Raw genomic sequence first — 19982 nt, 5'->3', positions numbered from 1 at the left:
CGTGAATTGCAGGATGCAACGGCCGCGACGTTATCGGGCCGCAACCCCGTTCTTGATCTCGGATGGCTCGACATAACGGAACCTTCGGGTGCGATCCCGGTCGCGTGGGTCAGGGCGCGGAATGGCGGAAAGAAGCGCCTGCGTATAAGGGTGATCCGGCGCGTTGCACACCTTTTCCGCCTCTCCCACTTCCACCAGCTTGCCGCGATACATTACCCCGACGCGGTCGCACATGTATCTGATGACGCCGATATCGTGGCTGATGAAGATGTAAGCGAGCCCCAGTTCGTCCTGCAGCCGCATGAGCAGATCCAGCACCTGGAACCGCACAGACACATCCAGCGCCGAGGTCGCCTCATCCGCCACGATGATGCGCGGCTTCAGCGTGATGGCGCGGGCGATGCCGATGCGCTGGCGCTGGCCACCCGAAAAGGCGTGCGGGTAACGCTCACGCCCGGTCGGGTCGAGACCCACCTGCTCCATTAGGGCGCAGACGCGTTCATCCAGTTCCCTGCCCTTGGCAATGCCATTGACCAGCAACGGCTCGCCGATCACCTGCGCCACCGTCATGCGCGGATTGAGTGAGCCGAACGGGTCCTGGAAGACCATGCGCAATTCGCGCCGTGCGGCTTTCAGCTCGGCGCCTTCGATTTTGGCCAGATCCACCACCGTGCCATCCGCCCGGCGATAGCGCATTTCGCCGCCGGTCGGATCGTAAAGGCGCATGATCGAGCGGCCCATCGTGGTCTTGCCGGAACCGCTTTCGCCGACGATGCCGAGCGTCTCGCCGGGCAACAGTTTGATCGAGACGCCATCCAGCGCCTTCATCTCACCGAAATGCATGGAGAGGTCGTTGACCTCCAGGATGGGCGCTGCGGCAAGATCGAGTGGCGGGCGGGCAAGCCGGATTTCCGCTTTCTGCTCCAGTTTCAGCACCGAGCCGATCAACATGCGGGTATAGGGGTCCTGCGGGCTGTGGAATATCTGCTCGACGGTGCCATATTCCTTGGCAACGCCGTGATGCATGACCAGCACGTCATCGGCAATCTGCGCCACCACACCCATGTCATGGGTGATGAACAGCACCGCCATGCCATGCGCCTTTTGCAGCCGCGATATCAGGTCGAGGATTTCGGCCTGTGTCGTCACGTCAAGCGCCGTCGTCGGTTCGTCGGCGATCAGTAATTGCGGTTTGCAGGCCAGCGCCATGGCGATCATAGCGCGCTGGCGCATGCCGCCGGAATACTGGAAGGCATAACGATCCAGCGCCTTTTCAGGATTGGGGATTTCCACCTGCCGCAACAGCTCAATAGCCTCGGCCCGCGCCTGTGCCTTGCTCATCTTCAAATGCAGCCGCAGCACCTCGGTGATCTGGTCACCCACGGTGTGCACGGGTGAAAGCGACGACATCGGCTCCTGAAAGATCATCGCGATGTCTGCGCCGCGTACCGAGCGGATGGCCCGGCTGCGCGGATCGAGCTTTGCAAGATCGAGTGACGTGCCATCGGCGCGGTTGAGGATGATCGAGCCGGACGCGATGGAGCCGGGGCTGTCGATGATCTGCAGGATCGAGCGGGCGGTGACGGACTTGCCCGAACCGCTTTCGCCGACAACGCAGAGCGTCTTGCCGCGATCGATGGAAAAAGACAGATCGTTGACCGCCCGGAAAACGCCGTTTCTGACCGGAAACTCGGTGACCAGATTACGGACTTCAAGCAGCGGCTTTGCTGGCTTCATGGAGAGAATATCGCTCATCCGGGGCCTCACTTGTTATAGGGGTCGGCTGCGTCGCGCAGGCCGTCACCGAGCAGATTGAGCGCCATGACGGCAACGACAACAGCGACGCCGGGCAGGAACAGCCAGGGTGCGGTTGCGATCGAGCGGATGTTCTGCGCCTCGCGAAGCAAAACGCCCCAGGAAATCGTCGGCGGCTGAAGGCCGAGGCCAAGGAAGGACAGCGAGGTTTCCGCAAGGATCATCGCCGGAACCGCAAGCGTGACCGAGGCGATGATATGGCTGGAAAAACTCGGCAGCATGTGGCGGAAGATGATGCGCCCTTCCGGCACGCCATCCAGCCGGGCCGCGGCCACGAACTCTTCGGTTCTGAGTGACAGGAAACGGCCGCGCACAACGCGGGCAAGCTGCGCCCAGCCGGTCAAGGACAGGATGATGGTGATCATCATGTATTGCAGCGTTGCCGGCCAACCCTGCGGCAGGGCGGCGGCCATTGCCAGCCAGATGGGAATGGTGGGCAGAGACAAAACGAAATCGATCACGCGCTGCATGACGAAATCGATGCGTCCGCCATAATAACCGGAGATGCCGCCGAGAACGACACCAAGCAGCAGCGAGAAGAACACACCGACAAGACCGATCGACAGCGAAATCTGCGACCCCTGCACGACGCGGCTGAAGACATCACGGCCGAGACGATCCGCACCGAAAAGAAACAGCGGCCGCGTCTTGTCGGTGGAAGCAAGCAGGTGGATATCCGTGGTGAACAGGCCGAACACGGAATATTCGTAACCACGTCCGAAAAGCTGGACCGGGATTTTCGTCGCCGTATCTTCGACGAACACCGCCGCCAGCGTCTCGGGATTGCGGGTCAGCTTAAGCGGATAATAATGCAGCCCGAGCGAGAAACCGTCGGTCGTATCGATGAAGTGGACGCGTTGCGGCGGATGGAAGGTGGCGCGGGCATTCTGCAGCACCGGGTCGTTGATGGCGAAGAAGCCCGGCACCAGCGCGACGATATACATGGCGACGGTGATGAACAGGGCGGCCATGGCCAGCTTGTGGCGCTTGAAAGCCCACCAGATGAGCTGCCACTGCGAGGCGACGGCGGCACGGTCCTGCCGGGCATTGGTGGTCATAGTGATATCGCTCATGGCGCCCTCCTATTCGAGACGGATGCGCGGATCGACCAGCGCAAGCAGGATGTCGCTGATAAGCGATCCGATCAGCGTCAGCGCGCAGATCAACAGCACGAAAGCGCCGGCGAGATACATGTCCTGCGCCATCAACGACTGCAGAAGCAGCGGTGCGGCCGTCGGCAGATTGAGCACGATGGCGACCACCACGGAGCCCGAAATGAGATTGGGCAGCAACCATGCGATGGTGGAAATGAACGGGTTGAGCGCAATTCTGAGCGGGTATTTCGTCAGCAGCTTGAACTCGGACAATCCCTTCGCCCGCGCCGTGGTCACATAGGGCTTGGGCAATTCGTCCAGCATATTGGCGCGCATGACGCGGATGAGGCTTGCGGTGGATGACACGGCAAGGATGGCGACCGGCAGCCAGATATGGGCCATCAGGTCCATCATCTTGGCGATGCTCCAGGACGCCGTTTCATATTCCGCCGAAAACAGCCCGCCGACATCAGCCCCGAACTCCACCGCCGCCACATACATCAGCACCAGCGCCAGCAGGAACGAGGGTATGGAGAGGCCGAAAAACGAGAAGGCGGTGAAGAGATAATCGCCGATCGAATATTTGCGCACGGCGGAGAAAACGCCGATCGGAAGGGCGATGGCCCAGGTGGCGAGAAGGCTGGCGACGGCCAGAACCAGCGTCAGCGCCATGCGCTCCCAGATGAGGCCGGAAACCGGCTGCTGCCATTCGAACGAAATGCCGAAATCACCGCGGCTGATGATGCCCCATATCCATTTCAGATATTGCACGATCATCGGGTCATCGAGACCGAAGCGTTCACGCAGCTGCGCCGCCGTATTGTGGTCGATGACCTCGTTGGAAGCCGCCAGGGTGGCGATATAGGTCGTCACATAATCGCCGGGTGGCAGCTGGATCAGGACAAAGGCAAGGAAACTGACGGCAAACAGGGACGGTATCATCCACAGCAGGCGTTTTACGATAAAAAGCAGCATGTCGTTCTCGCAATCACATTGTGCCGCACGCGCCGCCTCCCACTGAGGAGACGGGCTGCGGGTGGTCGAAACAACCTGAGAGGCGTCGCTGCTTTGGGGCAGCGACGCCCATGTGGCGATGTCAGCTTGTGAAGGTGAATTGTTGCGGCAGCGCCGGACCGGGATTGGGCCATGTCCAGCTGTCGGGTTCGGTTTCCGGCACATTGCGCAGATTGTTGCGGATGATGCCGAAACCGCCAACGGCAAGGCAAAGACCGATCGTCTCGAACTCTTCCGCCGCGATGTCGAAGATTTCCTTCATCTTCTCGCCGCGCTTGGCAAGGTCGGCCGTGGAGCGCGCCTCGTCAAACAGCTTGAAACGTTTCTTCTGGCTTTCCGGCGGCTCTTCGCCCTTCTGGCCATTCGAGGTGTACCAGAGTGCCCACGGAATGGCGTAACGCGAACCCTGCGGATGGAAGGCGAAGAAATCGCGCGGATCGAGCATCGGATCGAGGCCTCCGGGGCCGGGCCAGACCGCCGCATCATGGGCGTTGTCATCGCCGCGTGTGTAATAGAGCGCGCGTTCGATGGTATTGACCTTGATATCGACGCCGATCTGCGCCCACTGCGCCTTCACCAGTTCCAGCGCATCGACCAGATCGGGATAAAGCGTCGGGATGACGTCGATGGAGAAGAAGATCGGCTGGCCGTCGGGACGAAGCCGCATGCCATTGCCATTCTTCTTGTCGTAACCGGCCTTGTCGAGCAGTTCATTGGCCTTGTCCGCATCGTATTCGGTGAATTGCCGCGCCAGCTTTTCATTATACCAGGGGTGTGTCGGGCGTGGCCCGGCCTGATATCCCTCGCTCTGACCGAAATAGACGATGTCGATGATTTCCTGCCGGTTGAGCGCGATGGACAGCGCCTGACGGAAGGACTTGTCGGCGAACATCTTGCGCATCGCCGGGTCTTTGTGGGTAATGTTCAGGTAAATCTGGCACTGCTGCGAGGCAGAGGGCACCAGCGTCAGCAGGCGGTAGTCACCCTTTTTCATGTTCTGCGACAGGGTGGGCTTGTTGGCGAGAACGCTGATATGCCGCTCCTGAATGTCGATCTTGCCGGAAATGACATTCAGCATCAGCGATTCCACGTCCTGCGAAATGCCGAAATTGATTTCATCGATATAGGGCAGCTGGTTGCCTTCGGTATCGACCTGCCAGAAGTAAGGGTTACGGGTCATGACCACGCGGGTCGCGCCGCCGGAATAGGGTTCCTTCACCACCCAGGGGTCCAGTGTCGGCTTGTCGACATTCGACCAGCGGGATGGAATTTCGATATCGCCGCACTTGGCGCGGAACAGTTCCGTCCAGCTCGATACGCCGGCCGCCTTCACATCGGCATCCAGCGCCGTGTTGTATTTCGGCAGGAACTTGCTGCAATAATGCTTGGGAAACAGCGTCGGATGCTGGCCGAGCGGGGTTGCGAGGTTTTCCAGATAAAGCGCATTCGGCGCTGCGAATTTGAACTTTACCGTGAAATCATCGACCTTCTCGACATCGACGGCCTTGCCGGCCACGGAAAGCTGCGCAGGCGTGGCGCTGTAAAGCTCCTTGTTCTTGATGCAGTCCTCAATGGCGAACACCACGTCATCTGCGGTGAAGGGATGACCATCCGACCATTTTGCGCCCTCCAGCAGATGGAAGGTGAATTGCGAAGCGTCCTCGTTGACTTCCCATTTCACCGCAAGGTTTGGCAGAACCTCGGTGAAGTCCATGTTCCAGCGAACCAGCCCCTGATTGCCAACCATGCGCAGGATGCCGTTATGGTCCGACGAGCCGCGCAGGCCACGGCGCAATGTGCCGCCATAGGTGCCGATCTTTTCATGCGGTGTCACCACCATCGGATTTTTCGGCAGGCGTTCGGCCAAAGGCGGCAATTTGCCGTCCTTAACCAGCGCCTCCAGCTCCGGCGCTTGGCCGCCGGTGGCAGCCCTGGCCGAGGTCCCGATGACGGAAAGGGCGGCGACGCCCCCAAGCCCCGCCATGAAGGTTCGGCGCGTCACGCCAAGCGAAAATTTATCCCCATCGCGCATCGATTATCCTCCCAAAAAATCACCGGCAGCGAGACGGCTTTCACCGAACCGCAACGGCCCTCCCGGCCAGCCAGCACACCGATCCTCCATCGGCAGGGGCAGACCATATGGGCGTTTTCAGATGATTACAAGTATTGACAGCTTTTTACATATTTTTTATTCGTAGATTGGTTTTCAGGATCAGGCTTGACGAAAAAATCGGCACGACAGCACCCTCGCTTACAAAAACCCCGGTATTTCTGTTGCGATTGAAATGCAGGAAATCCATTAACTTCAGCGATTTGCAACGGAAGGGCTGCTGATGGACAATCAAACCGCATCTGCCGCCGCTCGCGGCGAGACCAGGCTGAGCGACATCATCTACGAAAAGATCATCGGCATGATTTCGGACGGGCGGTTTCCCATGAACGAGCGGCTGCCATCGGAACAGAATCTGGCGTCGTTGTTCGGCGCATCCCGGCCGGTCGTGCGCGAAGCCCTGGAGCGGCTGCGAAACGATGGCCTCATCGTCTCCCAGAAGGGATCGGGCTCCTATGTGCGCCAGCAGCCGGATTCGTCCGTGTTGCAGCAGGTGCCTGTCGGCTCGCTTGCCGACGTGCAGCGGTTCTTCGAATTCCGGTCCGGCCTTGAATCTGCAGCCGCCGAACTTGCGGCGCGCAACTGGCAGGCCGCCGACAAAACCCGCATCGAGCAGGCCATTGCGGCGCTGGAACAGTGTCTGGAGCGCAACGATCTTGGTGCGGAGGAAGACTTTGCCCTGCATGAAGCCATTGCGAAAGCGAGCCACAACCAGTTCCACATCACCGTGCGGATCTGGTTCAAGCCGCATTTCGCGATCGGCCAGTCAGTGACACGCAGCCTCAGCCTCAAGCGCACGCCGCAACATGTGCGCGAGGTGCAGAACGAGCATACGGCAATCGTGGAAGCGATTTTTGCCCGGCGGGAACAGGCAGCGCATGACGCGATGAAAGATCACATCCTGAAGGCGCGCGCGCGCATGTTTCAGGGCGTCGGCAGCTAGAACCGTTTCCGCATTTCGAAGAACGAGACCGTACAGGGCGATGGGAGAATAATCAGTGAGCCAGCCGCGCATCATGGAACCGAAACTCCGCGCCCTCATCGACACGCCATTGAAAGTCGGCGAATCACCGGCATGGGACGAGCGGACCGGTAATCTGTGGTTTGTCGATATTCTCGCCCCCGCCATTTTCTGCCTATATCCGGGCGGCAAGCTCGACAGATACGATATGCCCGCTGAGGTGGGTTGCCTCGGCCTTTGCGACAATGGCCTCATCGTGGCGGGCCTCAAGACCGGCGTGCATCTTCTTGATCCCGCAAGCGGAACACTTGAACTTCTGTGCGACCCGGATGAAGGGCGGCCTGACAGCCGCCTCAACGATGGAAAGATCGGCCCGGACGGCCATTTCTGGGTCGGAACCCGCGACGAGGCCGCCATACAGACAGGCAATGCGCGCCTCTATCGCGTCGCGCCGGATGGTGGCGTCGAACGCATCATCGACGGCGACATGTTCACCTCAAACGGGCTTGCCTGGAGCCCGGATGGCACGCGCATGTATCATTCCGACAGCAGCGGGCTGATGTATCAGGCGTTCGATTTCGATGTCGCGACCGGCAGGCTCGGTCCGGCCGAACGTCTTCACGATTTCGCACCGGACGAAGGCAGGCCGGATGGGGCAGCGACCGATAGCGAAGGCTGTTACTGGAGCGCTGGCGTTCAGGCCGGGCGTCTCAACCGTTTTTCGCCCGACGGCAAACTGTTCGAGATCTATCGGGTGCCGTTCAGGGGCCCGACCATGCCGTGTTTCGGCGGTCCTGATCTCAAAACGATCTATCTCACAAGCCTCGTGACCGAAACCGACGGCATCACCACCGCCGGCACCGTCGTAGCATTCGATGCCCCTGTCGCTGGCACACCCGTTCACAAATTCTCCATCTGAAGATGACCTTTGATCTGAAGGAACCCCGTTGATGACCACATTCGATTTTCGCCAGGCCCTGCAGGGTATCTCCGGCGTTCCGGTAACGGCCTATGATGCAAGCGGCGAAGTGGACACCGGTGTCACCGCCGAGGTTTACGCCCGCGTTGCAAAAGCAGGCATCCATAATATCGTCGCGGCCGGCAATACCGGTGAATTCTACGCCTTGACGCCAGCAGAAATTCTGAAGGTTTATGAGGCCGCGATAAAAGGGGTCAGCGGAAAAGCCCCGGTCACGGCGGCGATTGGACGCTCGCAGCGCGAGGCTCTCGCCATGGCCCGCCAGGCAAAAGAAATGGGCGCATCCGCTGTCATGTCGCATCAGCCGGTCGACCCTTTTGCGGCGCCGCAATCGCAGATCGATTATTTCGTCGGTCTGGCCGAGGGCAGCGAATTGCCGCTTGTCGCCTATGTCCGTGCGGACGGTTTTTCGGTCGATGACATGGTAAGGCTTTCCAGCCACCCGAATGTTGCGGGCATCAAGTTCGCAACCACCGACATCATGCTTCTGTCGCGGGCGATTGCCGCTTCCGATCCGAAGGGTGCTCTTTATGTCTGCGGCCTTGCGGAAAGCTGGGCGCCCGCCTTTTCGGCCGTCGGCGCCCGCGGTTTCACATCCGGCCTCGTCAACGTGGCTCCGCAATTCTCGCTGCAGGTGCATGATGCCCTGACATCAGGCGATTTTTCGGCGGCACGCGAGATCGTTGAAAAGATCGAGCTGTTTGAAAGGCTGCGGACACGCTATCGCAACGGCGCCAATGTGACCGTGGTGAAGGAAGCCATGGAAATTCTGGGGCTCAAGGTCGGCCCGGTGCGCGCGCCGGGGCTTGCCCGTCTGGACGAACAGGATCGTCAGACGCTTGAAGGCTTGCTCGCCAGTTGGCGTTGACGGGCGCATTTTCCGCCAGCCGTATGTTTTCGGGGCTGGATCTGAACCTGCCCTGAAAAACGGAGTTTTTGCAAATATCGGGGGGCGGCTCACCGAACATGGTCCAAGCCGCCCCCCCCTTTTTTTATGACCGAATCAAGTGACATACCGGCGATACGCCGGGATGGACGCTCAGCCGAACAGCGCGAGACTGCTCCTCACGGTAACCCACACGCCCCAGAGAAGCGGAATACCGACAGCAATCCAGGCAAGGGCCGCCTTGGTATCCAGCCCGCCACGTCCGATGCCAAAGGAACCCGTCGGGCCGGCATTGGCAGCCGCCGTCTTCGCCTGCAGCGCCGCCACCTCCGCATCAGACATGAACCACTTGTCCGAGAGCGGTCGCACGAAAGCATTGGCCACAAGGCCGATCGCCAGCATGCCGGCCAGAATATACATGGTGCTGGTATAAAGCGCTGGTCCCGGCGCCACACCCGCCGCAATCTGCGCCTCGCGGATATAGTTGACGACGACCGGACCGGCGATGCCGGCAGTCGCCCAGGCCGTCAGCAGGCGGCCGTGGATTGCGCCGACGAACTGCGTGCCGAAAATATCGGCGAGATAGGCCGGAATGGTCGCGAAACCACCGCCATACATGGACAGGATGATGCCGAAGGCCAGAACGAAGAGCGCCTTGGAGCCCATCGTCGCCAGCGTCGGCGCCAGCGCATAAAGAATGATGCCAAGAATGAAGAAGCAGAAGTAAGTGTTCTTGCGGCCGATCTTGTCGGACATCGACGCCCAGAAGAAGCGGCCACCGATGTTAAAGAGCGAAAGCAGACCGGTGAAGCCGGCCGCAATCGCCGCGATCTGCGCCTTCTGCCCGGCATCGAGATCCGCAAAGCCCACGCCGGGCAAGCCGATCAGCGAGCCCGCGAAGATTTCCTGAAGCATGGGCGAGGCCATGCCGATGACGCCGATACCCGCCGAAACGTTCAGGCACAGCACCGCCCAGATCAGCCAGAATTGCGGCGTCTTGTGCGCATCGCGCAGATGCACGTGGCGATGGGTTATCATGGCGCTTTTGGCGGAGGGCGCCGTCCAGCCTTCCGGACGCCAGCCCGATGGCGGAATGCGGTAACCGAAGGCGCCCGCCATCATGAAGGCGAAATAGATCAGGGCCATGACGACGAAAGTCTGCCAGACGCCGACCGAAACATCCGTCTTGAAGCTGTTCATCAGGAGATTGGCGAGCGGCGCACCGATCATCGCTCCACCACCGAAGCCCATGATGGCCATGCCCGTCGCCATGCCGCGACGGTCCGGAAACCATTTGATCAACGTCGATACGGGCGAAATATAACCAAGCCCGAGCCCGATGCCGCCAATGACGCCGGCGCCCAGCCACATCAGCCATAATTGATGCGTGATGACACCGACCGCCGCCACCAGAATACCGCCGCACCAGCAGCAGGCGGAAACGAAGCCGGCCTTGCGTGGCCCCACTCTTTCCAGCCAGCCGCCCCAGATGGCCGCAGAGCAGCCCAGAAGAACGAAGAAAAGCGTATAGATCCAGCCGAGATCGGCGACGCGCCAGTTGCACTGAGTGGTGAATAGCGCGCCCAGAAGGGTGAGGCTGGAGCAGCTTGGGTCCGTGGCTGGCAGCGCCTTCGACAGCGGCAGCCAGAACACGCTGAAGCCATAGGCCATGCCGATGCATAGATGAATGGCAAGTGCGGCCGGCGGCACCAGCCAGCGATTGAAACCCGGTCTTGCGATTATTCGTTCGCGGTCCAAAAACCCGGCTTGCGCCGCCTCTCCCGCCGTTGCATCTGCTACTGCCATTGACATTACCTCCCTCGTGAATGTCTGGACATGTCACGTTCGCCCGTCAGGCGAACACCGATATCGCCGAACGTCCCCTGTCCGGCCGAAAGTCTGATTTTGCAGCCGTGCTGCTCACGCCTCCGTGCTTTCCGGCACGCTCGGTTCCGAAAGGGACTCACCCGCAATTGGTCCCTTCCCGCCCTGTGCGCCCTTTGCATCGTCGCCGAGACCCACGGCATCGGCTGCCGGATCATCGGGCCGCTTGATCTTCTTCGAGGCGGCCAGCACCAGCGGCAGAAAATCACCGGCACCGGCATCCACCATCTCGAAGAACCGGCGTCGCATGCGCGGTTCCCAGAACTTGTTGATATGCGTCGCGACACCTTCGATACGAATATCTTCCGGCTGCGACAGAAAGAATGTCGCAATCTGGTTCGCCATTCGCACCAGCTTTTCATCGGTGTGGTTGAGCAACATGACCTATTCCCCCGCGCCGGCAGCCGGCCGGCGCCTCTGTGTGTCATAAGGCCGGGCGCACCCGGCCCTCCTTATTCCGCCGCTTCGAGCTTGCCGGCGATCCGTCGCGACCGGCGGCCAAGCGCATCATATTCCTCCTGCCATTCGGTTGGCCCGTTGGAGGGCGAGACCTGCACGGCGGTCACCTTGTATTCGGGACAGTTGGTTGCCCAGTCGGAGAAGTCGGTGGTGATGACGTTCGCCTGCGTGCCGGGATGGTGGAAGGTCGTATAGACCACACCCGGCGCCACACGGTCGGTGATCAAAGCCCGCAGCGTCGTGTCTCCAGACCGGCTGGCGAGCTTGATCCAGTCGCCATCCTTCACGCCGCGCTGTTCGGCATCGTGCGGATGGATTTCGAGACGATCCTCCTCATGCCAGACGACGTTTTCGGTGCGCCGCGTCTGCGCGCCGACATTGTATTGCGACAGGATGCGGCCGGTGGTGAGCAGCAGCGGGAACCGCGGACCGGTGCGTTCGTCCGTCGCCACATATTCGGTGCGGATAAACTTGCCCTTGCCGCGGACAAAACCGTCCACATGCATGATCGGCGAACCCTCGGGGAATTTCTCGTTGCAGGGCCACTGCACCGAACCCTTCTCTTCCAGATAGTCGTAGGAGACGCCGGCAAAGCTTGGCGTCGTCGCGGCGATCTCGTCCATGATCTCGGACGGGTGCGCGTAATTCCACGCAAGTCCCATGGCCTGCGCCAGCTTCTGCGTCACTTCCCAGTCGGCATAACCGTTCTTCGGCGACATGACCTTGCGCACGCGGTTGATGCGGCGCTCGGCATTGGTGAAGGTGCCGTCCTTTTCGAGGAAGGTGGAACCCGGCAGGAAGACATGGGCGTAATTCGCCGTCTCGTTCAGGAAGAGATCGTGCACCACGACACATTCCATCGCAGCGAGACCGGCCGAAACATGCTTCGTATCCGGATCGGACTGGAGAATATCCTCGCCCTGAATATAGATGCCCTTGAAGCTGCCATCCACGGCCGCATCGAGCATGTTGGGAATGCGCAGCCCCGGCTCGTTGTTGAGCTTCACACCCCAGAGTTTCTCGAAAATGTCGCGCGTCGCATCGTCGGAAATATGCCGGTAGCCGGGAAGCTCGTGCGGGAAAGACCCCATGTCGCAGGAGCCCTGAACATTGTTCTGCCCGCGCAGCGGATTGACCCCCACGCCGGGGCGGCCGATATTGCCGGTCGCCATGGCGAGGTTGGCGATCGCCATCACCGTGGTAGACCCTTGGCTGTGTTCGGTGACACCGAGCCCGTAATAGATGGCGCCATTGCCGCCCCTGGCATAAAGGCGTGCTGCACCCCGCACTTCTTCCGCCGGCACGCCGGTGAAGCTTTCGGTTTCTTCCGGGCTGTGCTGAGGTTCTGCAACGAAGGCGGCCCAATCCTCGAATTCCGACCAGTCGCAACGCTCGCGAATGAAGGCTTCGTTGAACAGGCCTTCCGAGACGATGACATGGGCAAGCGCCGTCAGCACCGCGACATTCGTTCCGGGCTTCAGCGGCAGGTGGAAGGACGCCTCCACATGCGGCGTGCGGACGAGATCGATCCGGCGCGGATCGATGACGATGAGCTTAGCGCCCTGACGCAGCCGTTTCTTCAGCCGCGAGCCGAAAACCGGATGCCCATCCGTCGGATTGGCGCCGATGACCAGCACCACATCGGATTGCTCGACACTGTCGAAATTCTGCGTGCCGGCGGAGGTGCCGAAAGCCTGACCGAGACCGTAACCGGTCGGCGAATGGCAGACGCGGGCGCAGGTATCGACGTTATTGTTGCCGAAGCCGGCGCGGATGAGTTTCTGAACGAGGAAGGTTTCTTCATTCGTGCAGCGCGACGAGGTGATGCCGCCGATGGATTCCCGGCCATAGGTGCCTTGAATCCGCTTAAACTCCGAGGCGACGTGGGAGAAGGCCTCCTCCCACGTGACTTCCCGCCAGGGATCGCTGATCTTTTCGCGGATCATCGGGTTGAGAATGCGGTCCCTGTGGGTGGCATAACCATAAGCGAAGCGACCCTTGACGCAGGAATGGCCGCGATTGGCCTGCCCGTCCTTCCACGGCACCATGCGCACCAGTTCTTCACCGCGCATTTCCGCCTTGAAGGAGCAGCCGACACCGCAATACGCGCAGGTCGTGACCAGCGAATGTTCCGGCTGGCCGATCTCGATCACCGATTTTTCCGTCAGCGTCGCCGTCGGACAGGCTTGCACGCAGGCGCCGCAGGAAACGCAGTCGGAATCGAGGAATGCCTCATGCGCGCCGGGCGAAACACGGCTTTCGAAACCGCGCCCTTCGATCGTCAGTGCGAAGGTGCCCTGCACTTCCTCACAGGCGCGTACGCAGCGGGAACAGACAATGCATTTGGAAGGATCATAGGTGAAATAGGGATTGCTTTCGTCCTTCGACATCCAGCGGGCATTGAGATCGCCCTCACCGGTGCGGGCCTTGACGTGGTTGTCGCCTTCATAACCGTAGCGCACATCGCGCAGGCCCACCGCACCCGCCATATCCTGCAGCTCGCAATCGCCATTGGCGGCGCAGGTCAGACAGTCGAGCGGGTGATCGGAAATATAAAGCTCCATCACGCCCTTGCGGATCTGCTTCAGCCGCTCCGTCTGCGTGTGCACGACGAGACCGGGGGCAACAGGCGTGGTGCAGGAGGCGGGGGTACCGTTGCGGCCCTCCACCTCGATAAGACAGAGCCGGCAGGAGCCGAAGGCGTCCACCATATCGGTGGCGCAGAGTTTCGGAACATCGATGCCCGCTTCCCGGGATGCGCGCATGATCGAGGTTCCCGCCGGCACGGTCACCTGCCGTCCGTCGATGGTCAGCGTCACCATATCCGTTGCGAGGGATTTCGGGGTTCCATAGTCGAATTCTGTCACAAGGGCCATGGTCTTACTCCGCCGCTTCAACACGTGGGATGGGGGCAAAATCATCAGGGAAATGCCGAAGCGCGCTCATGACGGGATAGGGCGTGAAACCGCCGAGCGCACAGAGCGAACCGAATTTCATGGTTTCGCAGAGGTCTGCGAGGAGCGCGGTGTTCTTCTCCCGCTCGATGCCGAGCGCGATCCTGTCCACCGTCTCGACGCCGCGCGTCGAGCCGATGCGGCAGGGCGTGCACTTGCCGCAGCTTTCGACGGCGCAGAACTCCAGCGCGAACCGCGCCTGATGCAGCATATCGGCGGTATCGTCGAAAACCACGATACCGGCATGCCCGATAAGCCCGCCAGCCGCCGTAAAGGCTTCGTAGTCAAAAATCGTGTCGAACAGGGAAACCGGGAAATAGGCGCCGAGCGGACCGCCCACCTGCACCGCCTTGACGGGGCGGCCAGTGATCGTGCCGCCACCGATATCATTGACCAGTTGCCCGAGCGGCAAACCGAATGCGGTCTCATAAAGCCCGCCATGTTTGACGTTTCCGGCAAGCTGGATAGGAATGGTGCCATGCGAACGGCCAACGCCGAAATCGCGATAAAAGGCCGCGCCGCGATCCATGATAACAGGAATGGAGGCGAGCGAGATCACATTGTTGACGACGGTGGGCCTGCCGAACAGGCCCTGCAGGGCAGGCAGCGGCGGCTTGGCGCGCACCGTGCCGCGCTTGCCTTCCAGACTGTTCAGAAGCGAGGTTTCCTCGCCGCAGACATAAGCGCCGGCGCCCATGCGCACTTCCATGTCGAAGGCCCGGCCGGAACCGAGCACGGAGGGGCCGATGATGCCGTTGCTGCGGGCGATTTCGATCGCCTGCTCCATGACCTTAATGGCGTAAGGATATTCCGAGCGGGTATAGATGAAACCTTTCGTCGCGCCGACGGCGAGGCCGGCAATCGCCATGCCTTCGATCAGCACGAAGGGATCGCCTTCCATGATCATGCGATCGGCAAAGGTGCCGCTATCGCCCTCATCCGCATTGCAGACGATGTATTTCTGATCGGCGACCGCGTCGGCGACGGTCTTCCATTTGATGCCCGTCGGGAAACCCGCGCCGCCGCGTCCGCGCAGGCCGCTTTCGGTTACCTGCGCAACGATGTCCAGAGGTGCCATGGCGATGGCTTTTTCAAGGCCTTTCATACCCTGATAGGCGCGATAATCCTCAAGCGACAATGGATCGGTAACGCCGCAGCGGGCAAATGTCAGGCGCGTCTGGCTTTTCAGGAACGGGATATCCTTTGTCAGCCCGAGACAGAGACGATGCTCGCCGCCGGTCAGAAAACCCGCATCGAAAAGCGAAGCAACGTCGCCGGCCTTGACCGGTCCGTAGGCGATCCGGCCCTGTTCGGTGCGCACTTCCACAAGCACCTCAAGCCAGAGCATGCCGCGTGAGCCATTGCGGACGATATGGACATCAAGATTGCGGCTGACCGCCTCGCGGGCGATCGCTTCGGCCACCCGGTTGGCGCCAACGGCAAGAGCGGCGGAATCGCCGGGAACAAAAACGGTGACACTCATCGGCGCGCCTCCGTCAGAATGTCGCCAAGACAGTCTTCGTCAAGGCGGGCATGGACTTCGCCATCCAGCATCAGGGCTGGCGCCTGCGCACAGAGCCCGAGACAGAAGACCGGTTCCAGCGTGACGGATCCGTCGGCCGCGGTTTCATGCCAGTCGAGGCCGAGCCGGTTCCTGATGGTATCCGCCAGAGGCTCGCCACCCATCGACTGGCAAGCCTCGGCGCGACAGAGCTTTAAAACATGGCGGCCGGAAGGATGGTCGCGAAAATCGGGATAGAAGGTTACGACGCCATGAACCTCGGCGCGCGATATATTCAGAGCGGATGCGACGATCTGCTTGGCGCTTTCCGGTATGTAACCGAATTCTTCCTGCACCGCGTGCAAAATGGGCAGCAAGGGCCCCTCCAGGTGGAGAAATTCGTCAATGATAGCGGAAACACGGGCCGCCTCATCTGCGGCAACCGCACGAATATTCATAAGCCAGTCCTCCCAAACCGACAGGGGCAGGTATGGCGAGCGGCACATGTTTCAGTGTCAGCGCAGCCCCTGCATCGTCAGGGAGAATGGCGAGATCGGCCGGATCAGGTCAATAATGTGTTTTCGTCAACCGATAGGAAATTCCTATCAAAAACCATCTCCGCTGCGCGCTGACGCGCCTCATGCAGAAGCGCGGAAACCAGTGGCGTGTGCGGTTCTCGGTAGGTCGCGATCAATCCCACCAGATGTTCCGCATCCGGCTCAGTAATGGGTATCATTCTGATCTGCTTTGGAAAACCAAATGATTCCGCTATGTTACGCGGCATTATTGAAGCCCATTGTCCGGTTCGAATATGCGAAAACAGCACAATCATGGAGTTGGATTCCAGTGTCGGCTTCACCTCCACACCCGCTTCAGCCATATGTTTGTTGATGATGCGGCGGTTCTGCATATCCGAAGTCAATAGGCATAACCTAAGACCTGAAACCTGCCTCCAGGTAACGCTTTCCTGATCGGCAAGCGGCGTTCCGGCGGCTGCAATCAGGTGATATCGCTCCGAATAAAGCGGCACCGTGGTCACACGCCCCAGCGGTTCATTGTCGAGATAGCTGATTCCCGCATCGATCTCGAGGTTTTCGATCTGGCTCAGGACCTGAAGCGAGGTGCGTGACGTCACGGAAAAAGTCACATCCGGATGCCGCGCCTGAAAGGATTCCGTCAATCGCGGCACCATCGCAAGCGCTGTCGGAATGACCGCAAGCCGGATATGGCCCGCCAGACCCTTGCGCGCCGCCCGCATTTCCTCACGCATGGTGCGCGTATCGGCGACGATGCGCCGCGCCCATTCCAGAACACGCTGGCCCTCCGGCGTCAGCCCCTGATAACGCGCCGCACGCACCACGAGAACAACCCCCAGCTGGTCTTCCAGCTGCCGGATCGCAGCCGAGAGACTGGGTTGAGAAACACCACACTCCTCGGCGGCACGGCCAAAATGCTCTGCGCGCGCCAATGCAATGAAAAATTCCAGCTTGTCGATCATGCGTCCTCCCGCAGTGACTCGCGACCCTATGCATGATGCGAGCAGAAGAACACTAAAGCGAGGCGGACAAGCCCGCAAATGGACGCGGTTGTTTTCCTGCGCAGACGGCAAGGCCGAGTTCCCTTAAGGGCGAAGAGTCATGCGCGCCGACCTGCTTTTGCGGGTGGCAATCTAGTTCAAACCGTGCTGGACTGGAGATGCGAGCGCTGCGCCAATGATGGGGATCGGCGCCCTGCCCTCTCATTCTCAGGCGTTTCCTGCAGCGGCCGAGACCATCCGGCACTTCCGCTGCCATAATCTTTATTTGCCGTCCGGCTTGATGAAGTCGGTTATCGCGGGTGGCTTCAGGACAAACTGGCGATCCGAGCTGATATAATTATCGGCGTGCAGGCGCGCAATCGGCTGATACCGGTCCGGATCGACATAACGCCCCTCCGTATCGAGGCAATCCTTGTGGACATGCATGTGCACGACCTCCCCCAATACCAGCGTACGGCGTGGATAATCGATCAAACGCTCCACACGGCACTCAAAGGCACAGGGCGATTCCGCCACAAAGCTCGCATCGATCTTGCTGCAGGATTTGGCCGTCAGCCCGGCAATCGAAAGTTCATCGACCTCGCTATCGAAGCCAAGGCCGCAGACGAGCATTTGATCGGACAGAGCCATATCGACCATGTTGATGACAAATTCGCCGGTGCGGCGAATATTGGCCATCGTGTCTTTCTCCTCACCCGTCACCCGCGGCTGGATACCGAGAATAACGATCGGCGGATCGTGGGAGAAAACGTTGAAAAAGCTCATCGGCGCGGCGTTATTGTGGCCTGCGGCCGAACGCGTCGTGACAAGCGCTATCGGCCGCGGGCCAATAAAATTGGTCAGCAAACGATAACGGCTCTGCGGCTCAAGCGCGGTAAAATCGAATTCCATGGAAGCACCTGATTTATTGTATACAATAATATTTCATATTGCAGACAATTTCTCAATCGCCGTCGTCGCTTGAGGGTCGATTTTTGCAGCGCCAGCTTTCTGAAGCGAGGATGGAGCGCAGACACCCTTGCATTTTCCGACCTTATCGACGGGATCATCATCCACGCATCGGCTTTCAGCGCAAATAAAAACTCCCCGACCTGGAGAGGACGGGGAGCAAACCTGACATCATGTCAGGAACTTTGACTGGAGCTAGTCACTCACCCGTCCGAAGACGGGGTGGATCTGAGTTGTCTAACCCTATTATGCTTTTTGCTTATCTGGGCTATTAGAACGAACGCTGCAGGCGAACGAAACCGGTCCACTGGTCGCCAGCGCCGCTGCCGATGCCGCTACGAACGCGCTCATCGCCGTCAACGCTCTGGTAGTTAACCGAAACGAGCGTGGAGAGGCCGGACGTGATCTTGTAGCCAACCGCTACACCAGCGCGCCATGCATCGCGGTTGCCGGTGAAGTCACCATCAGTGCCGATATCAAGCGTACTGAAGTACTGAACGCCGGGGGTGATGGTCAGCTTGTCAGTTGCCTTGACTGAGTATTCAGCAGCAACGGACCACTCGGACTCTTCGTAGTATGCGTTCGCGCCGGAAGCCCATACGCCGGCGAGGCCGAAGGTGCCCGGACCTACTTCTGCCGTCACGATTGCGCGGATTGCACCGTTTTCAGCATCGGTATCGTAACCGCCGAGCAGGTTAGCCTTAACGCCGCCGAACTTGGCGCCGATGATAGCGCTGACGCCAACATTGTTGTCGCCCTGACGATTCTGCGTCGTCCAGTTGAGCTGGTTTACACCCAGGTTGTTGCGCTGAATGGTCGTCGTGCTGCCCGATGTCGTGATCGAGTTGCCAGCGATGACGCCTTCGAGTTCTTCAACGGCAACACCAGCGTAGAAGGAGCCAGCGTCATAGGTGTAACGGATGGCGTTCAGACGGGTCTGGTTCGAGCTGAGGACATCATACTCGCCGGACAGACCATCATCCCACCAGTTGTAGTAGAAGCCAACCTTCAGGCCGTTGATTTCGATGAAAGCTTGATCAAGAACAACACCACGGCTGCTGTCCTGGTCAGCCTGGCCGCGGAAACCGAAGTAACCGCGCAGAGCGCCGAGGTCGGTGTCGGTGCGGGTATCGACGTTGAACTGGGCGCGCGTGAAGGAATCCCAGTCAGACGTGCCGGACTGGTCACGACCGAAGTCGGTCTGGAAACGAACGTAACCATCGAACTTCAGGCAGGTTTCGGTGCCGGGGATGTAGAAGAAGCCGGTGCCGAATGCGTCGCAGACGCGGACATATTCCATGGGCTCGGGCTCGGCAGCGACGATAGCGTCAGCGGCCTGTGCGCCGGATACTGCTGCGAGAGCGGCAGCGGAGCCGATCAGAAGGCTCTTGATGTTCATTTTTAATCTCCAGTCAAAAATTTTTCAACAAATGCGCAAATTTGAGGGCTGGTCTTTCCCTGCCGCCCGCTTCCCTGCGCTGAACGAGCAAATGACAGAAACCACCATGGAGTCGCAATCCAAATCGAACAAATAGAAATATAATAGAAGCACACATTCAGATTAAGTAGTAAAATTACAACAAATTAGTAGCTTTATATGTAGTAATTTTATATTTTATTTTGAAATAATTGCATTTATTACTACAGCTAAATTTTCTAAAATGACAATATTATTAATAACCGAAATACACTCTCAACGCCCCGCGCCATCCTGCGGGGGAAACGAGAATGCGCTCATATGCGGGATGAGGCTGCGTGGACTTTCATCGCAAAGCGCGGATCGGGAGAGAAAAGCCCGGGAAATAAAGACGGCGCGTCGCAGCGTGCAACGCGGCACGCT

At 59.7% G+C, this 19982-nt stretch carries 15 protein-coding genes; 3 read left to right on the top strand and 12 right to left on the bottom strand.

Annotated features, from left to right (window positions below):
- Window positions 1–30: 30 nt before the first annotated feature.
- The 4 genes from AC5YUO_RS24760 to AC5YUO_RS24745 all read right to left on the bottom strand — a co-directional run bounded on the left by AC5YUO_RS24760 (window position 31) and on the right by AC5YUO_RS24745 (window position 5955).
- Entirely contained in the window at window positions 31–1755 is a 1725-nt protein-coding gene (locus tag AC5YUO_RS24760; RefSeq protein ID WP_496155644.1) for an ABC transporter ATP-binding protein, read from the bottom strand.
- 8 nt (window positions 1756–1763) lie between these two features.
- The gene (locus AC5YUO_RS24755; RefSeq protein ID WP_496155643.1) at window positions 1764–2888 is read right to left on the bottom strand and encodes an ABC transporter permease; all 1125 of its coding nucleotides are present in this window, start codon (window positions 2886–2888) and stop codon (window positions 1764–1766) included.
- A 9-nt stretch (window positions 2889–2897) separates the two neighbouring features.
- Window positions 2898–3884, bottom strand: a complete 987-nt coding sequence (locus tag AC5YUO_RS24750; RefSeq protein ID WP_110759619.1) for an ABC transporter permease — start codon at window positions 3882–3884, stop codon at window positions 2898–2900.
- A gap of 121 nt (window positions 3885–4005) precedes the next feature.
- Window positions 4006–5955, bottom strand: coding sequence for an ABC transporter substrate-binding protein (locus tag AC5YUO_RS24745; protein ID WP_496155642.1), 1950 nt, complete (start codon window positions 5953–5955; stop codon window positions 4006–4008).
- Between the two features lie 301 nt (window positions 5956–6256).
- On the opposite strand from AC5YUO_RS24745, the gene AC5YUO_RS24740 reads away from it, so the two are divergent.
- The 3 genes from AC5YUO_RS24740 to AC5YUO_RS24730 are packed head-to-tail and all read left to right on the top strand — an operon-like array spanning window position 6257 to window position 8841.
- Entirely contained in the window at window positions 6257–6976 is a 720-nt protein-coding gene (locus AC5YUO_RS24740; protein WP_174030028.1) for a FadR/GntR family transcriptional regulator, read from the top strand.
- 55 nt (window positions 6977–7031) lie between these two features.
- Complete coding sequence (locus AC5YUO_RS24735; protein WP_496155641.1) at window positions 7032–7913, top strand: SMP-30/gluconolactonase/LRE family protein; 882 nt, start codon at window positions 7032–7034, stop codon at window positions 7911–7913.
- Window positions 7914–7944: 31 nt separating this feature from the next.
- Complete coding sequence (locus AC5YUO_RS24730; RefSeq protein ID WP_496155640.1) at window positions 7945–8841, top strand: dihydrodipicolinate synthase family protein; 897 nt, start codon at window positions 7945–7947, stop codon at window positions 8839–8841.
- 171 nt (window positions 8842–9012) lie between these two features.
- Here the strand turns inward: AC5YUO_RS24730 and AC5YUO_RS24725 are convergent, their stop codons facing one another.
- The 8 genes from AC5YUO_RS24725 to AC5YUO_RS24690 form a co-directional block, all read right to left on the bottom strand.
- Complete coding sequence (locus AC5YUO_RS24725) at window positions 9013–10665, bottom strand: OFA family MFS transporter (RefSeq protein ID WP_496155638.1); 1653 nt, start codon at window positions 10663–10665, stop codon at window positions 9013–9015.
- Window positions 10666–10779: 114 nt separating this feature from the next.
- On the bottom strand, window positions 10780–11124 hold the full coding sequence (locus AC5YUO_RS24720; RefSeq protein ID WP_496155637.1) for a formate dehydrogenase subunit delta: 345 nt from the start codon (window positions 11122–11124) through the stop codon (window positions 10780–10782).
- Window positions 11125–11195: 71 nt separating this feature from the next.
- Window positions 11196–14078: a formate dehydrogenase subunit alpha gene (gene fdhF / locus AC5YUO_RS24715; protein WP_496155636.1), complete on the bottom strand. Its 2883-nt coding sequence runs from the start codon at window positions 14076–14078 to the stop codon at window positions 11196–11198.
- 4 nt (window positions 14079–14082) lie between these two features.
- A complete protein-coding gene (locus AC5YUO_RS24710) occupies window positions 14083–15639 on the bottom strand; it encodes a formate dehydrogenase beta subunit (RefSeq protein ID WP_496155635.1) in 1557 nt (518 codons plus the stop codon).
- Window positions 15636–16115 (bottom strand): formate dehydrogenase subunit gamma, encoded by a 480-nt coding sequence (locus tag AC5YUO_RS24705; RefSeq protein WP_400815451.1) that lies wholly within the window; start codon window positions 16113–16115, stop codon window positions 15636–15638. Before AC5YUO_RS24705 ends, AC5YUO_RS24710 begins: the two co-directional genes overlap by 4 nt.
- A 104-nt stretch (window positions 16116–16219) precedes the next feature.
- Window positions 16220–17155: a LysR family transcriptional regulator gene (locus AC5YUO_RS24700; protein WP_496155634.1), complete on the bottom strand. Its 936-nt coding sequence runs from the start codon at window positions 17153–17155 to the stop codon at window positions 16220–16222.
- 300 nt (window positions 17156–17455) lie between these two features.
- A complete protein-coding gene (locus tag AC5YUO_RS24695; RefSeq protein WP_496155633.1) occupies window positions 17456–18085 on the bottom strand; it encodes a flavin reductase family protein in 630 nt (209 codons plus the stop codon).
- A gap of 328 nt (window positions 18086–18413) precedes the next feature.
- Window positions 18414–19541: a porin gene (locus tag AC5YUO_RS24690; RefSeq protein ID WP_496155632.1), complete on the bottom strand. Its 1128-nt coding sequence runs from the start codon at window positions 19539–19541 to the stop codon at window positions 18414–18416.
- Between the last annotated feature and the right edge of the window lie 441 nt (window positions 19542–19982).

It is taken from the genome of Agrobacterium sp. LEGMi-208b, from assembly GCF_059511785.1.
The sequence above is the reverse complement of the archived record's forward strand: the minus strand, read 5'-3'. Positions and strand labels throughout refer to the sequence as shown.

Excerpts from the sequence above, each read along its gene's own strand:
- AC5YUO_RS24760 (WP_496155644.1), bottom strand. The coding sequence starts at position 1,755 with ATGAGCGATATTCTCTCCATGAAGCCAGCAAAGCCGCTGCTTGAAGTC.
- AC5YUO_RS24755 (WP_496155643.1), bottom strand. The coding sequence starts at position 2,888 with ATGAGCGATATCACTATGACCACCAATGCCCGGCAGGACCGTGCCGCC.
- AC5YUO_RS24750 (WP_110759619.1), bottom strand. The coding sequence starts at position 3,884 with ATGCTGCTTTTTATCGTAAAACGCCTGCTGTGGATGATACCGTCCCTG.
- AC5YUO_RS24745 (WP_496155642.1), bottom strand. The coding sequence starts at position 5,955 with ATGCGCGATGGGGATAAATTTTCGCTTGGCGTGACGCGCCGAACCTTC.
- AC5YUO_RS24740 (WP_174030028.1), top strand. The coding sequence starts at position 6,257 with ATGGACAATCAAACCGCATCTGCCGCCGCTCGCGGCGAGACCAGGCTG.
- AC5YUO_RS24730 (WP_496155640.1), top strand. The coding sequence starts at position 7,945 with ATGACCACATTCGATTTTCGCCAGGCCCTGCAGGGTATCTCCGGCGTT.
- AC5YUO_RS24725 (WP_496155638.1), bottom strand. The coding sequence starts at position 10,665 with ATGGCAGTAGCAGATGCAACGGCGGGAGAGGCGGCGCAAGCCGGGTTT.
- AC5YUO_RS24720 (WP_496155637.1), bottom strand. The coding sequence starts at position 11,124 with ATGTTGCTCAACCACACCGATGAAAAGCTGGTGCGAATGGCGAACCAG.
- fdhF (WP_496155636.1), bottom strand. The coding sequence starts at position 14,078 with ATGGCCCTTGTGACAGAATTCGACTATGGAACCCCGAAATCCCTCGCA.
- AC5YUO_RS24710 (WP_496155635.1), bottom strand. The coding sequence starts at position 15,639 with ATGAGTGTCACCGTTTTTGTTCCCGGCGATTCCGCCGCTCTTGCCGTT.
- AC5YUO_RS24705 (WP_400815451.1), bottom strand. The coding sequence starts at position 16,115 with ATGAATATTCGTGCGGTTGCCGCAGATGAGGCGGCCCGTGTTTCCGCT.
- AC5YUO_RS24700 (WP_496155634.1), bottom strand. The coding sequence starts at position 17,155 with ATGATCGACAAGCTGGAATTTTTCATTGCATTGGCGCGCGCAGAGCAT.
- AC5YUO_RS24695 (WP_496155633.1), bottom strand. The coding sequence starts at position 18,085 with ATGGAATTCGATTTTACCGCGCTTGAGCCGCAGAGCCGTTATCGTTTG.
- AC5YUO_RS24690 (WP_496155632.1), bottom strand. The coding sequence starts at position 19,541 with ATGAACATCAAGAGCCTTCTGATCGGCTCCGCTGCCGCTCTCGCAGCA.